We start from the raw sequence: 15,562 nt of genomic DNA, 5'->3' as shown, positions 1-15,562 counted from the left end.
CAGGGTGATATAACATCAATATATCTTATAAGGCATGACAGTAGATGTTTTTATTATTAAGTATAATATTTTGTGATTTATTTGAAGAAAATTTAGGGATATAAGCATAGCCACTAATGGGATTTATAATAATGCATATATGCTCATTTTGATTATTAGATAATCTTATAATGCAATCATTATTAAAAGAAGCAAGTTTATCATAAGCACGTGTAGCATTTTTTAAAGGCATATATAAACGACCATAATCATCAAAAACTAAACGCGTACTTCCTTTACAAGCACCTTCAAATAAAACTTTAGATATACCATAAGTTTTTTCTATATTATATTTTAAATTTGCTTTGAAATCATTTTGATTTATCACTCCACTTTGACCTGAGTTCATTAATATATCTGGATTGATAAGATCAACAGCTATTTCTCTGTCTTTATTGATCATATTTTTACCTATGTTTGCATTGCCATCGCCGTTTTTATCTAAAAAAATGGTATAGGTTTGTTCATTATTAGTGGCAGATTTTGAGCGTATAAAATACAGCTGCCATTTAGCCTTAAACCACTCTCGTTTAGCAATATTAAATTCTTTAACTCTAAAATCATTTTGCATTAAAGCTAAATGTCTTATTTAAAACTTGCTCAGCCCCCAAGCGCAAATAATCAGGTTTATAATAAACATAAGCCATAGAAAATAATAAGGATAATACTATACAAACAAAAACCAGTTCTATTAAAGTAAAAGCTTGTTTCATTTTATAAAATAATATACTTTATGCTTACCTAAACTAACATAGATTTTACTAGCTTTTTTACTAGAATGAAGTTCTAGCTTACCTTTGGAAATACCATAAAATTTAAGTCTTAAGGCTAGTTCTTTATCTTGTGTAGCAATATGTGTGAGATTGTGTTGTTTTAAATTTAGAGCTAATTCTTTAGCTATGTGATAATCATAGGCAAAATGTTTTTTAGGATCTTTTAATAAATAATAAAAACTTTGATTAAAAACAATACCAAGATAAAAAAACAATAAAAATATCAAAGAACATTCTATAAAAATTTTATGTTTTAGGCGCAATTGTGGCATTCTTGAGCGATAAGAAGACATTAAATAGCGAATCAACAAAGGCGTACAAACCACACAAAAAGGTAAAAAATCTTCTAAAAAAAGTCTTTGTCTTATAGAAAAAATTAAACAAAAAACAAAAGTACTTGCACTAATAAACCATAAAAGTGGCTTATCATCTTGTAAAAGAATTCTGTAAACAACATAAAAAAAATAAAGAAAAATCAAAGGCGAAAAACAAGCTGCAAAAATACCCAAAGTATCCAAAAAATACCCCTTAGGCTTTCCACTTGCATCAAATCCATAAACACTCATTGCGATAGCAAATAAAATCAAAGAACATATAATAAGTAATTTATCTTTTTTATAAATAGCAAAAAAGAAAAAAGATAAGTATAAAATTGCAAAATTTCCATCTACAAAAAGAACTAAAACCAATAAAATATAAAATAAAAATATTTTCTTATATTCAAATAATACTAAAATCAAAAGTGTAAAAAATATCACAATACTTGATTCATTAATAAGTAAAGCACTAGCTACACTACCAGGGAGCAATATAAAAAGCACCACAGAAATAAAAGCATCAAAAGAAGTTTTGGTATATTTTAAAGCTAAAATGTATAATAAAACACAGCTTAAAGAGTGCAATAAAACAAAAGGAAGTCTTAATCCAAAGTCATTTTGACCAAAAAGAGTGGTGCCTAATCTAGCGATCATAGCAATTAAGCTATGATCATAAAAATAAATTTGTGCTTCGTTGTAGCTTATAGATAAAGTGCTTATGCCATACAATAAAGCACAAAAATCAAAAAATAAAACGGCTAGCAAATACCTTTTCATTTTTGATTAGTCAAGTTTTACAGGTCCATTACTTGCATGAGATTGTAAAAATCTTAAAATTCTATCTTTTTCTGCATCAGTAATTTTTGCAAAACCTTGCATAGCAGATAAGTATGCATCCCATTCTTCCATTAAATGTTCTTTTGGTTTATGCGCTGCGTGACAACTTGTACAAGTATCATAATAAGTTAATTCTATCTCATCCCAAGCAAGAATTTCTTGATCGGTTAAATCTTTACTTTTAACTAAAAATTCCATTTCATTGCTTGCATTTTTAGCATTTAAAGTAAGTAAAAGATAAATTCCATCTTTAGTATAAGCGAGGCTTTTTGGATTTGTCTCCACAACCTCGCCTTTAACTTTAATCAAAGAATATTCACCCTCTTCTTTTATAAGCTCTACTTTAGAGCCTTCATAAATTTGCCCTACCACTTTTTTACTAGCACTATCTAAAAGATCTACTTTTTCATTAAAAATAAACATATCTTTAGCAAATAAAGCACTAGCTAAAAAAGTCAATGCTAATATAATCTTCTTCATTATTAAGCTCCTATAATTTCTGGTGGTGTAGTTGAGTTATAAGGTTTTATAACTTCTTTTAGCTTTTTAATACCCACTAGACAAGTATTAACGCTAGTTGCTTGAGCCATAGTTGAAGTTGGTCTTGAGCTTGTTAAAACATTTACATGACCTGCATTACATCTTGGCTTACTATCGCTTGCATCTTCAGGGTCATACCAAGCACCCTCTTGGATACTAATAACCCCTTCCATAATATTATCTGTTACAAAAGCCCCTGCTAAAAGCGATCCACGATCATTATATACTTCTACAACTTCTCCATGAGTAATACCAAGTTTTTTAGCATCATTTGTATTAATCACCACAGGCTCCCTACCTTGAATTTTATACAAATCTCTTACCCAAGTATTATCAAGCTGAGAGTGCACTCTATATCTTGGATGCGGGCTTAACAAATGGAAAGGATATTTTTTAACTAATTTTTCATTACCTAACCACTCAGCTGGTTCAAACCAAGTTGGATGTGCTTTAAAATCTTCTAAATTATATTTTTCAAATTTTGGTGAATAAATTTGAATTTTTCCACTTTCTGTTGCAAGTTTATTTGCCACAGGATCAGCTCTAAATTCAGAGTGTCTTACGAAATTATAAGCTTCTTTTGGAGCTTCAAAATGAATAAATCCTTGTTTCCAAAAATCAGCAAATTCCATATAATAAGGACAATCACTTCTGCCATAAAAACCTTCAAGCCACTGCTCTTTTGTTTTATTTCCGGTGAATTTTTTATGCTCTCTTTCACCTATTCTTTTTGCTAATTCTTCAAAAATATCATAATCATTTCTACTTTCAAAATAAGGCTCAATTACTTTTTTCATAGCATAAACATAATCTTGAGAATAAGAACCACCAAAACTAATATCATCTCTTTCTAAAGTTGTAGTTGAAGGCAATACAATATCAGCCATTTTTGCCATAGGAGTCCACCAAGGTTCATGCACGATTAATGTATCAAGGGTTCTTAAAGCTTTAATAAGCTCATTTGTATCTGGATGATGACCCAATACAGAAGCACCTACTACATACATAAGTTTGATTTTTGGATAGGTAATTTCTTTACCTTTAAACTTAACTGTTTTGCCTGGATTTAATATTGCTTCTGAAATTCTACTTGCAGGGATATTAGTATCAAGATTATTTTTACCTTGCGGTAAACCTACTGGCAATCTTACACCTGAAAATGCTTGTCCTCCGCCTGAATAGTGCATTGAAAAACCAAATCCACCACCAGGTAGACCTACTTGACCTATCATAGAAGCTAAAACCATTAAAGTCCAATCAGCTTGTTCGCCATGGTGTGCTCTTTGCATAGCCCAGTTACCTGCTAAGAAAGTTCTATTTTTTACAAAAGTATCTGCTAATGCGGTAATAACTTTTTCTTCAACACCAGTAATATTTGCAGCCCAAGCTGGAGTTTTATCAATACCATCAGTTTTTCCAAGTAAATAAGGTAAGAATTTGTCAAAACCATCAGTGTATTTTTCAATAAATTTTTTATCATATTTTCCACTTTTATATAAATAATTCATCATACCAAGCATTAAAGCTACATCGGTATTTGGACGAATTTTAATCCACTGAGCATTTAAAATCTCTGCTGTTTGAGTGTATTGAGGATCAATACTAATAAATTTGATATTTGATTTGCTGTATTTTTTATAATACTCATCATTACCACGATTTGCAACTTTAAAGTCAATTTGATTACATTTATAAAGATCAGCTCCCCATAAAACATAAACTTGGGTATTTTCTAAAATAACCTCATGAGAAGTTTGTAAAGAATAAACTTCTAAATCCCCTACTATACTAGCATTAACCTTACCAGCAGCTCCATTACTATACTCTCCATCAGTGCCGATGTGACCACCTAAAGCTGTATTAAAAAATCTTCCTGCTACTGAGTTACAATTGTGCAATAAACCTACATGCCCCCAAGCACCATAACTTGCATTAAATAAATTTTCAATAGGAGTTTCTTTTAATTTTTGCAATACAAGCTCTAAAGCTTTTTCCCAGCTTACTCTTACAAAAGGTTCTTTACCTCTTAATTTAGGTCTTTTTTTACCTTCTAAGAAACTTTTTCTAACACAAGGATATTTTACCCTAGTATCTGAATAAGTTCTATCAATGATAGCATCAGTGATAATAGAAGGATGTTTGTCAGATTGTTGTGGTGTAACTTTTACAAGTTTTCCTTCTGAATTTACTTCAGCCCAAAAAGCACCAAAGTGAGTAGCGTGAGGAATTTTTTTAGTATCATAAAATTTAGTTCCCTCACTTGCGGCTATTAAAGGATTAACCGAAGCAATCGCTGAAGTAGCAGCAAGTCCTTTTAGAAATTTTCTTCTTGTTAAACTCATAAGACATCCTTTCTTAACAAAATAAAGTCAATATATATTATAGCATTTGTATTTGATTTAAAGCTAAATTTTAATACTCCAAAAAAAGTCAATCCACTCTTTAGCCTCTTTTATATAAAACTCAGGGATTAATAATGCTGAAGGTTTATAAAAAACACTTGCCACTTTGAGTTCTAAATGAGGATATTTGTCCATTAAAACTCTTTTGATTTCTATCATAGTTTCACCACTATCTATAATATCATCTACCAAAAGAACTTTTTTGTATGAACTAAGATCAGGGATATTAAAAATTTTAATCGTATCTAACTTTTGGGTATCTTCATAGTGAATGGAATTTAAAGAAAACAAGTTTCTATTACCCATACCTTCTGCTAAAAAATGACCCAAAGTCATACCACCTCTTGCAATGGCAAGTAACACATCAGGATTAAATTCTTCCTTAATTTTGCGCGTAAAAGGAATAATTTCTTTTTGAAATTCTTCATAAGCATAATAATACATAATCACTTCCTATAAAAATTGTAATAAAAATACTAATAATGAAATCGCACTTAATACAATAATACCAAGATTAATTTTATCAAATTCTTTTTGCATAATACGCATAAATAAATACGCAATAAATCCAAAAGCAAAACCTGTGGTGATAGAATAAGTCAGTGGCATCATGATGATAATAAAAAACGCACTTACTGCTATAGCTTTATCTTTAAAATTAATATTTGCAACTTCCATAAACATTAAAACACCAACAAGCACCAAAATAGGATAAATAGAATTTGCAGGAATAGCTTTAAATACTGGCAGTAAAAATAAAGTAAAAACAAAACATATAGCAGTAACTAAAGCTGTAAGTCCTGTCCTACCTCCTGCTTCTACCCCTGCTGAGCTTTCCACAAAAGCAGTTACAGTAGAAGTTCCAATAACAGCCCCCATAGCCGAACTAGCAGCATCAGCGCCCAAGGTTTTACCTAATTTTTTTTCACCTTGCTTTGGATCATCAAATATTTTTCCTCTTGAACCTACACCTGTGATTGTGCCCACACTATCAAAAAGCTGAGTAACAAAAAAAGTAAGCACTATAGGAATCATACTAAGCTCTAAAGCTCCTTTAATATCAAGCTTACCAAATATAGCACTTAAACCATTATCTCCACTAATAACTGGTAGAGATAAAAGTTGTTCAGGAAATTTGGCTCCATCAATACCAAAAATCCAAGCACACAAAGCACTTACAAAAACAGCTAAAATAAACGCAGCTTTAATCCTCCAAGCCCAAAAAACAAAAACCAAAAACAAACCAAACAATCCAAAAAGCACTTTAGTGCTTGAAAAATCGCCCAAACCTACTAAGGTTGCTTCGCTTTTGGTAATAATCCCCATTTGCACAAGTCCCATAAAGGCTATAAAGGTTCCAATACCTGCTGATATGGCTTTTCTTAAATCATTTGGTATGCTTTTTATCACCCAAATTCTAAAATTAGTAAAAGATAATAAAGTAAAAACAATACCCGATAAAAACACAGCTCCCAAAGCACTTTGCCAAGGAATTTGATAGGTATTACACACGCTAAAAGTAAAATACGCATTTAGACCCATACCCACACTCATAGCCACAGGAGTATTAGAGAAAAAAGCGCTAAAAGTAGTAGCTATAATAGTTACTAAAGCAGTTGCAACAATTAAAGCTTCTAGTGGCATACCTGAATTACTCATAATATTTGCATTAACTGGTATAATATAAATCATTGCTAAAAAAGTAACAATACCTGCATAAATTTCAGTTTTTACATCACTATTATGTTCTTTAAGTTTAAAAAAATCCATTTTTATCCTTAATAAGTTTTTAATTCATTATACAAACTATCTCGTTCTATTGCTATATAGCCTGAGCTTTGAATCATTTCTATAAAAGTTTTTAAACTCAAGCCATTTGAGCTTTTTGCCCCACCTGCACTTTGTATGCTTTCTTTTTCTATAGTACCATCTAAATCATTTGCACCAAAATCTTGAGCTACCATAGCTAAATTTATACCCATGGTTGCCCAGTATGCTTTGATATTTTTAATATTATCAAGCACTATCCTTGCAATAGCTAAGGTTTTTAAAATTTCTACCGAACCAAGTGGTTTTTTACCCGTAATAAAACTATTATCTTGTTGCCAAACCAAAGGAATAAAAGCATTAAAACCACCAGTTTGATCTTGAAGATTTCTCAATCTTATCATATGATTAATTCTATTTTCTCTACTTTCTATATGTCCAAAAAGCATTGTGGCGTTACTTTGTCTGCCTTTTTCATGCCAAAGTTTATGAATTTTTAACCAATTTTCACTACTTACTTTACCATGACAAATTTTTTTTCTAATTTCTTCATCAAAAATTTCAGCCCCACCACCTGGCATAGAATCAACGCCGTATTCAAGCATTTTTTCTATCACTTCTTCATAGCTCATATTAAAAGCCCTGCTTAAAAAATCAATCTCAGCAGCAGTTAAGGCTTTAATATGTAAAAATGGATATTTTTCTTTAATCATTTTAAAAATTTCCAAATACCACTGCCATGAAGTGTTTTTATTATGTGCTGAAACGATATGAATTTCTTTTGTATCTCTTAAAACTGTTTCATCAACTATTTTCATTATCTCTTCGTGCGACATAGTATAAGGATTAGGATTTTTCCTGTGTGCTGAAAAAGCACAAAATTTACAAGTATCTGCACATATATTTGTAGGATTAATATGGCGATTGATATTAAAATAAACCTTTTTACCATGCAAATTAGTTCGAATTCTTTGTGCGTATTTGCCTAAAGTAAAAAGCTCTAAATCCCAAAGTTTATTAGCTTCTTCTTCATTTAATCTTTCTTGATTTTCTAGTTTTTCTATAATTGTTTGCATATTCTTACCATTTTTTAAATTTAAATTACAATTATAGTTTCTACTTACTTAAAATTTAATACAAAGTATTTTTGGTATGATATTAAAAATCAAAATAAAGGGATTATTATCAAAAATGAATATGCAAAAAATTCAAAAATTAAAAAATTCTTTAAAAGATTATGAAGCTTATTGCTCTAGACTTTTTTTAAAACAAGGCTCGTTTAGTTTTTACCACTCTAAAGAAATTGATCGTTTTATAGAAGATGTTTATGAGCTTGTTTTGAGTGATTTTTTTGATGATTATTTTCCGCATAATGACAAATTCCCTTTTTGTATTATCGCTATTAAACAATATGCTAAAATGAATTTAAGTATAAAAGAAAATGTTGATTTATTACTTATTTATAAAGATATAAAAGCTTACAATATCAAGCCTTTAATGAAAGCATTTATTACTTCACTAAATGATATTAATTTAAATATCAATTATCAAATTTGTGAAATAAATGGACTTTATAATATAGCTAAAAACGAGCTAAAACAAAATATTTTACAATATCGTTATATTTGTGGATCTAAGATTTTATTCAAACAAATCAAAGAAAAAATTTCTCAAGCTCAAGAAGAGTTAAAAGAAGAATTTGCTTTAAAAATCTTGCAAGAATTTAACCCATATCATCAACCTTTAATCAAGCAAGAATTTGACATCAATAAAAATTTTGGCGGTTTAGATGAGCAGCTTGATATAGAAAATTTAAGTATTTTGTTTAAAGATTCTCCTAAAAACTATATGCTTAATTTTATCAACGAAAAAGAATTAAGTGAATTTAAACTTGCAAGTGATTTTTTATTTTCACTTAAATGCGCAATGAATCTTTTAGAAGGCAAAAACACTAATTTATTTTTAATACAAAATTCACAAGAACTTGCCAACTTAATGCAAAAAAAAGAAAAGAAAAATTTAGATCTTAAATCCATACTTATTCAAAAAGCTATGCAATGTATGCAAACTTGTGGAATTTATACGCAATTTTTAGCAAGGTGTATCCAAGAAAAACACTATAAAGATAGTAAGCTTTATGAAACACAAAATAGCTTTTTTACTTATTCTAGTAAGAGTGAAAACCTAAACTCGATATTAAATCAACTTTTAAAATTAGATGATAAAGATTATAATTTTGATATTAAACTCATTTTTACACTAAGAAGAGCAGAAAATAAAGATGAAAATTTAGAATTATTCAAGAAAATTTTAGAAAGAAAGCATTCTTTTGCTCTTTTAAAACTTCTTGCTGATGCTAATATTTTAAAAGATTTTTGCAAACCTCTTACTCAAAGCAAATTCTTGCTTGAAGAAGAAGGTGTTTATAGTGCATTAGATAGAGCATTACTTTGCTTAAAATACTTTGAAGAAAAAGATTATAGCTTTGATGAAAATACACTTTTAATAATAAAACTCACCATACTTTTAAGTGCTATTCATGAAGAAAATGAAATTTCTTTAGCAAATATTTACAGAGCTTATGTAGGAAAATTCCAAGTTGATAATGAGCTTTTAGATTTTGGCTTAAGATTATATAAAAATTTTAATGCTTTTAAAGACATTATAGAAAAAGAAGATATTTATAATTCTACTATTGTTTTAAATTTTATTTCCAAATTAAATGATATAAATACCTTAAAAACCTTACATCTTTTATCTTTTTGCAATGCTAAAGCTTTGGGTATAGAAAATCATTTTTATTATAAAAGCTTAGAAAGATTATTCCAAAATGCATTAGAAGGCTTTGAGGATGAGAATTTAATTGATGAGAGCCAAAGAAGAGTAAAAAAAGAACAAACCCTAAAAAGAAGTAAGGCTTTTTTAGATCTTGATGAACAAACTCAAAATAATATTACTCATATTAAATCCAATTTATTTTTTATAAAAAATAGTTTTGAAAAAATCATTAAAATAACACAAATTACACAAAAAGAAAATTTTACTTTTTGGCTTGATAATCAAGATAATTTTACCCTAGAACTTATAATGAATAGAAAAAACAATCTTGAAAATATACTCAATACTTTAAGTTCTTTGAATTTAATCTTTATGAGCTTCTTTGAATTATTTGATGAAAAAGTTTATTTGAAATTTGAATATTCAGATATAGTAAGCGATACTCAAAAACAAAGTTTAGAAAATTTACTAAATTCTAAATTACATTTAAAAGTACAAAAAAAGGCAAAAAAACCAAACATTAAAAAAGATGAATTAAAATTAGATATGAATTATTCCAAAAGCTATGCCAAAATAACCTTAAACACAAAAGATCAAAAAGGTTTAATGGCTTATGTGATGGATGTGCTTGCAAGATATGATATTATCTTAAGCGCAGCAAAAATTCAAACCATAAAAGAAAGAACGCGAAATGTTTTGATTTTGCATAAAAATGAAAGCTTGCAAGATCATAAAGATCAAATTCTTAAATCACTAATAAGCGAGTAAAAGATGTGTGGAATAGTAGGATATATAGGAACCAAAGAAAAGAAAAAAATCATATTAGAAGGCTTAAAAGAGCTTGAGTATAGAGGTTATGATAGTGCCGGTATAGCAGTAATGAAAGATGGGGAGTTAAACTTTTTTAAAGCGGTTGGAAAATTAGAAAATTTAGCTAATAAAACTGCTAATTTTAATAGTGATGGCTTTGGGCTTGCTATAGGTCATACGCGTTGGGCAACTCATGGAAAACCAACTGAAATAAATGCTCATCCACATTTAGGACAATACTCTTGCGTAATACATAATGGAATCATAGAAAATTACCAAGAATTAAAAACAAAACTCACACAAGAAGGTATTAATTTTCTAAGTCAAACTGACACTGAAGTTATTGTACATTTATTTGAATACTATGCAAGCAATTTACAACCATTTGAAGCTTTTAAAAAAACTATAGCTGAACTAAAAGGTGCTTTTGCAATCTTGCTTGTAAGTAAAAAAAATCCTAATACAATTTATTTTGCTAAAAATGCAGTGCCACTCATTATCGGAAAAAATGGCGATGAAAATGAATATTATTTTGCATCAAGTGATGCACCTTTAGTTTCTTTGGTAGATAAAGTAGCTTATCTTGAAGATGGAGATTATGGATATGTGAATTTAAACGAATGTAAAATTTGCCATGATCAAGCTTGCATACAACCTGCTTTTGTAGCTTTAAGTCAAGATAAAAGTTATGCTCAAAAAGATGGTTATAGATTTTTTATGGAAAAAGAAATTTATGAGCAAAGTAGAGTTTTAGGCGAAGTTTTAATGGGACGCTTGCAAGGTGGGCAGATTGTTTTTGAAGATATAGATGAAACTCTTTTACAAAACATAGATGAAATCACACTTTGTGCTTGTGGTACAAGCTATCATGCAGCATTAAGTGGGGCTTATTTGCTTGAAAGACTTGCAAAGATTAAAACTAAAGTTGAAGTAGCAAGTGAATTTAGATACAGAGAAGCCATTATAGGCAAAAATACTCTTTTTATAGTAATCTCTCAAAGCGGTGAAACAGCTGATACACTTGAAGCTTTAAAAATAGCAAAAACACAAGGAGTTAAAACTTTAGCAATATGTAATGTGGATAATTCTAACATTGTGCGTTTGGCTGATATTTCTTTACTTACTAGGGCAGGCATTGAAAAAGGTGTGGCTTCAACTAAAGCTTTTGCCACTCAAGTAGCAACTTTATGGATGCTTGCAATCTATCTTGCACAAAAAGCAAATTTAGATATGAGTAAAGAAATCAAAGCCCTAAGAAGCTTGCCAAGTATAGTTAAAGTTGAACAAAACTTGCATGAAAAAGTACACAGAATTTCAAAAAGATACCTACACGGCCATGGCTTTTTCTTTATAGGAAGAGATGTATTTTATCCATTAGCTTTAGAAGGGGCTTTAAAATTAAAAGAAATTTCATACTTACACGCTGAAGGCTATCCAGCAGGTGAAATGAAACATGGGCCTATTGCTCTAGCAGATAGCGAGCTTTTTACCGTTGCACTAATGCCACAAAATTGCCTTTATGAAAAAACCAAATCAAATGTAGAAGAATTAGCTGCAAGGGATTCTACCCTACTTGCTATTTCTCCACTTGATTTTGATTTAAGCGATGATTTTATAAGAACTTCAAAACAAGAACACTATATGTGTGAATTTTTTGAAATGATGGTGATCTTACAGCTTCTTGCTTTAGAAGTTTCTATAAGACTTGGTAATGATGTAGATATGCCAAGAAATTTAGCAAAAAGTGTTACCGTAGAATAAATATTTTGTGTAGTTTTGAAAAAACTACACTTTTTTAAAAAATTTTATAAATACTTCTTAAATTATAAGCAAACTTTAGGGTTTATTTGGTTTAAATATCATATCTTATTTTATTACAAGGAAAAGCCATGGAATATAGAATCGAACACGATACTATGGGAGAGATTAAAGTTCCTAATGATAAATATTGGGGTGCACAAACTGAAAGAAGTTTTGAAAATTTTAAAATTGGTTGTGAAAAAATGCCAAAAGTTTTAATTTATGCTTTTGCAAATCTTAAAAAATCTTTGGCTTTAGTTAATAACAAACTTGGCAAATTAGATGATGCTAAAAAAAATGCTATTGTGCAAGCTTGCGATGAAATTGTAGCAGGAAAATTTGACGATAATTTCCCACTAGCAATATGGCAAACAGGTTCAGGCACTCAAAGTAATATGAATATGAACGAAGTTATAGCAAATCGTGCTACTGAAATTATGGGTGGTGATTTTAGAAAAGAAAAACTTGTTCATCCAAATGATCATGTAAATATGAGCCAAAGCTCAAACGATACCTTTCCAACTGCTATGAGCATAGTTTCAGTAGAACAAGTAGAAAAAAAACTTATCCCTGCTTTAGATGAGCTTATTGCGACTTTTGAAAAGAAAGTAAAAGAATTTGAAGGGATTATTAAAATAGGAAGAACTCACCTTCAAGATGCTACACCACTTACCCTAGCTCAAGAATTTAGTGGATACCTTTCTATGTTACTTCACTCAAAAGAGCAAATCATCGCTTCTTTGCCTACATTAAGAGAGCTTGCAATAGGTGGGACAGCTGTTGGCACAGGATTAAATGCACATCCAGAACTTAGTGAAAAAGTAAGCGAGGAATTAAGCAAGCTTTTAGGCACTAAATTTGTTTCAAGTCCAAATAAATTCCATGCACTAACAAGCCATGATGCTATTAATTTTACCCATGGAGCTATGAAAGGCTTAGCTGCAAATTTAATGAAAATAGCAAATGATATTAGATGGCTAGCAAGTGGCCCTAGATGTGGTCTTGGAGAGTTAAACATACCTGAGAATGAACCAGGAAGTTCCATCATGCCAGGTAAGGTTAATCCTACTCAATGTGAAGCTTTAACTATGGTTGCAGTGCAAGTTATGGGAAATGATGCAGCTATTGGTTTTGCAGCAAGCCAAGGAAATTTCGAGCTTAATGTTTTTAAACCTGTGATTATTTATAATTTCTTGCAAAGCCTTGATTTATTAGCTGATGCTATGCATTCATTTAATATCCACTGTGCTGTTGGCATAGAGCCAAATAAAGAAAAAATAGATCATAATTTACATAATTCTTTAATGCTAGTGACTGCATTAAACCCACACATTGGCTATGAAAACGCAGCTAAAGTAGCTAAAAATGCTCACAAAAAAGGTATTTCTTTAAAAGAAAGTGCTATGGAGCTTGGCTTGGTAAGTGAAGAAGACTTTGCTAAATTTGTAGATCCTACAAAAATGATAGGACCAAAAAAATAATCAAAAGACTAGGAATAATCCTAGTCTTTTCTTAAGGGTTAGTATGATTTATGAAAATGATTATTTATTTATAGAAAAAGAAAATTCTCAAATTCCTTGGGTAAAAATTTTTACTAAAGAAAATTACAGAGAATTAAGTGATTGCCCAGCCTTTTTGCAAAATATGCTTTTTCAATATGTTTTAGCTTGTGAATTAAGCCTTAGAGAGTACTATAACCCAGAAAAAATCAACATAGCTTCCTTTGCAAACTATGTACCAAGAGTGCATTTTCATGTTATGGCACGTTTTAAAGAAGATGCTTTTTTTCCTGAATGCATGTGGGGAAAACAGCAAAGAGAAATTAAGGATTTAAATTTACCTGACTTTGAAGGATTTATATCAATTTTACTTAACAAAATAAAAAATATTCATGTTTAAAAAAATTTATTAATTCTAGCTATATAGCTTTATTACATCATCCACTTGGAGTTATTTTTTATTTATGTTTTTGGTTTTTTGTAGCATTTTTTTATAATTCATATCAAACTAGTATTTTTTTACTTTTAACCCTATTTATAATTTTTTGCGAAACATTCACTGAATCAAAAAAGCAATTTAATACAAAATTATAAAAGTTTGAAAAATTTATGGGTTGGATTTTTTGGGCTAATTTTTTATATATTTTTAAATTTTATTTTTAAAGATGGTATAGAAAATTATTTAATATTTTTTACTAATAATTCTTTGTATATTTCCTTAACAACAGCTCTTATAGCTTTAGTATGTGCAAGAAAATTATATGATTTTAATTATTTTCATCATTTTTTAGCTGCCATTTCTTTTAGTATAAGCTTTTGGTTCATTTTTTGGTATATTTTTGGCTATATTTTATGGTTCATTTGATTTTTTATTTGATATTTCTTCAAGCATGTTAGATTCTTGTGTTTTATCATTATGGCTTTGTAGTGCTGGAATTTTTTCTTTATTTTTACTTGGCAATTTTACTTCATACAATTTTCATAAAATTTTTGTTTTTATACTAAATACTTTTAGTATTTTATATATAATCATGCTTTCTACCTATGGTTTAGGAGCATTATTTAATCTTTTAGAAAATCTCAGTATAGTTCATTTATGTCTTTGGTTTGGTAGTTTTTTATTAATTAATCTTTGGATAAATTTATCTTTTTATAAAATCAAAAAATCATTACTCTATGTCTTTTTTGTTATAGTACTATTATTAAATATTTTCGTATTTTATGCTATTATAATTAGAATTACACAATATGGCTTTACGCCAGAACGCTTAGCAGTATTAGCTTTAAATTTATGGCTTTTGATTGCAAATTATCTAAGCGTGTTTAAACAAAAAATAGCATTAAAATTTTCTTTTTATCTACTTGCATTTATGGCGCTATTTTTAGGATTTTTTGCAAATTACATAAGCTTTTCTTCACAAAAATATCAATTGCAAAAATTAGAAATCTCTATACATTCTTTAAATCTTGACTATATTCAAAGCAGGCAATATTATAATCAAATTAAAAGCATCAAAAACACCTTGCATAATCTTAATAAAAATTATAACAACAATTATAGTTTTGATGATTTTTTAAAAACTTATAATTTAACTCATTTAAAACCACAAAAGATAGAATTTCACAATATGTCCAAAAAATTTCATCCAAAATACTCTAAATTAAAAGAAAATTACGATGAAGTATTATTTGATTTTGTTGCTAATTCAAGCGACTTTAAATATTTTATGAAGATTGATGATAATACCTTATATTTTTTACTTCAGGAAAAAGAACTTTTAAAGCTTGAAAATTTTGACAAAATCTTAAAAAATTATCAGAAAAATTCACAATTAAGCTACAAACTTAGCAATAACTCGTCTTTGATTTTTATCCCTTTGGAATTTGACATTAATATAAAAGGTCAAATAACTTTTTTCAAAACTCATATTTTCATTAAAAATACCAAATAGACTTTATTTATGCAAATTTTCAAATCTGCACAAATAATAAATCACACA

11 protein-coding genes and 1 pseudogene are annotated in these 15,562 nt (G+C 29.0%); 5 read left to right on the top strand and 7 right to left on the bottom strand.

The features are described 5' to 3' along the window. Positions 1–25: 25 nt before the first annotated feature. The 7 genes and pseudogenes from CAMP5118_RS04400 to mqnE all read right to left on the bottom strand — a co-directional run bounded on the left by CAMP5118_RS04400 (position 26) and on the right by mqnE (position 7,751). A pseudogene (locus tag CAMP5118_RS04400) lies at positions 26–752 on the bottom strand (prepilin-type cleavage/methylation domain-containing protein). Then, positions 749–1,906, bottom strand: a complete 1,158-nt coding sequence (locus tag CAMP5118_RS04395; RefSeq protein ID WP_337216703.1) for a hypothetical protein — start codon at positions 1,904–1,906, stop codon at positions 749–751. Before CAMP5118_RS04395 ends, CAMP5118_RS04400 begins: the two are co-directional and overlap by 4 nt. Positions 1,907–1,912: 6 nt before the next feature. Then, entirely contained in the window at positions 1,913–2,446 is a 534-nt protein-coding gene (locus CAMP5118_RS04390; protein WP_263708571.1) for a hypothetical protein, read from the bottom strand. A 2-nt stretch (positions 2,447–2,448) separates the two neighbouring features. After that, complete coding sequence (locus CAMP5118_RS04385; protein ID WP_263736526.1) at positions 2,449–4,848, bottom strand: molybdopterin guanine dinucleotide-containing S/N-oxide reductase; 2,400 nt, start codon at positions 4,846–4,848, stop codon at positions 2,449–2,451. Between the two features lie 63 nt (positions 4,849–4,911). Further along, positions 4,912–5,352 carry a phosphoribosyltransferase gene (locus CAMP5118_RS04380; protein ID WP_263708573.1) on the bottom strand — a complete coding sequence of 147 codons (441 nt, stop codon included), beginning with the start codon at positions 5,350–5,352 and terminating at the stop codon, positions 4,912–4,914. 9 nt (positions 5,353–5,361) lie between these two features. Further along, positions 5,362–6,678 carry an NCS2 family permease gene (locus CAMP5118_RS04375; protein ID WP_337216702.1) on the bottom strand — a complete coding sequence of 439 codons (1,317 nt, stop codon included), beginning with the start codon at positions 6,676–6,678 and terminating at the stop codon, positions 5,362–5,364. Positions 6,679–6,686: 8 nt separating this feature from the next. After that, positions 6,687–7,751 (bottom strand): aminofutalosine synthase MqnE, encoded by a 1,065-nt coding sequence (gene mqnE, locus CAMP5118_RS04370; RefSeq protein ID WP_337205658.1) that lies wholly within the window; start codon positions 7,749–7,751, stop codon positions 6,687–6,689. A 115-nt stretch (positions 7,752–7,866) separates the two neighbouring features. On the opposite strand from mqnE, the gene CAMP5118_RS04365 reads away from it, so the two are divergent. The 5 genes from CAMP5118_RS04365 (at position 7,867) to CAMP5118_RS04345 (ending at position 15,514) form a co-directional block, all read left to right on the top strand. Then, on the top strand, positions 7,867–10,221 hold the full coding sequence (locus CAMP5118_RS04365; RefSeq protein ID WP_337216701.1) for a nucleotidyltransferase: 2,355 nt from the start codon (positions 7,867–7,869) through the stop codon (positions 10,219–10,221). 3 nt (positions 10,222–10,224) lie between these two features. Next, on the top strand, positions 10,225–12,024 hold the full coding sequence (glmS, locus tag CAMP5118_RS04360; protein WP_337216700.1) for a glutamine--fructose-6-phosphate transaminase (isomerizing): 1,800 nt from the start codon (positions 10,225–10,227) through the stop codon (positions 12,022–12,024). A gap of 128 nt (positions 12,025–12,152) precedes the next feature. Then, positions 12,153–13,544, top strand: coding sequence for a class II fumarate hydratase (gene fumC / locus CAMP5118_RS04355; RefSeq protein WP_263663843.1), 1,392 nt, complete (start codon positions 12,153–12,155; stop codon positions 13,542–13,544). Between the two features lie 43 nt (positions 13,545–13,587). Continuing rightward, a complete protein-coding gene (locus CAMP5118_RS04350) occupies positions 13,588–13,962 on the top strand; it encodes an HIT family protein (RefSeq protein WP_337216699.1) in 375 nt (124 codons plus the stop codon). 439 nt (positions 13,963–14,401) lie between these two features. Beyond that, positions 14,402–15,514 (top strand): hypothetical protein, encoded by a 1,113-nt coding sequence (locus CAMP5118_RS04345; protein WP_337216698.1) that lies wholly within the window; start codon positions 14,402–14,404, stop codon positions 15,512–15,514. Positions 15,515–15,562: the final 48 nt, after the last annotated feature.

This window comes from Campylobacter sp. LMG 7929 (assembly GCF_024723595.1).
Taxonomy (GTDB): domain Bacteria; phylum Campylobacterota; class Campylobacteria; order Campylobacterales; family Campylobacteraceae; genus Campylobacter_D.
Note: the sequence above shows the minus strand (reverse complement) of the source record. Positions and strands in the feature narration are given on the sequence as shown.

Coding starts and splice junctions, on each gene's coding strand:
- CAMP5118_RS04395 (WP_337216703.1), bottom strand. CDS start 1,906: ATGAAAAGGTATTTGCTAGCCGTTTTATTTTTTGATTTTTGTGCTTTA.
- CAMP5118_RS04390 (WP_263708571.1), bottom strand. CDS start 2,446: ATGAAGAAGATTATATTAGCATTGACTTTTTTAGCTAGTGCTTTATTT.
- CAMP5118_RS04385 (WP_263736526.1), bottom strand. CDS start 4,848: ATGAGTTTAACAAGAAGAAAATTTCTAAAAGGACTTGCTGCTACTTCA.
- CAMP5118_RS04380 (WP_263708573.1), bottom strand. CDS start 5,352: ATGTATTATTATGCTTATGAAGAATTTCAAAAAGAAATTATTCCTTTT.
- CAMP5118_RS04375 (WP_337216702.1), bottom strand. CDS start 6,678: ATGGATTTTTTTAAACTTAAAGAACATAATAGTGATGTAAAAACTGAA.
- mqnE (WP_337205658.1), bottom strand. CDS start 7,751: ATGCAAACAATTATAGAAAAACTAGAAAATCAAGAAAGATTAAATGAA.
- CAMP5118_RS04365 (WP_337216701.1), top strand. CDS start 7,867: ATGAATATGCAAAAAATTCAAAAATTAAAAAATTCTTTAAAAGATTAT.
- glmS (WP_337216700.1), top strand. CDS start 10,225: ATGTGTGGAATAGTAGGATATATAGGAACCAAAGAAAAGAAAAAAATC.
- fumC (WP_263663843.1), top strand. CDS start 12,153: ATGGAATATAGAATCGAACACGATACTATGGGAGAGATTAAAGTTCCT.
- CAMP5118_RS04350 (WP_337216699.1), top strand. CDS start 13,588: ATGATTTATGAAAATGATTATTTATTTATAGAAAAAGAAAATTCTCAA.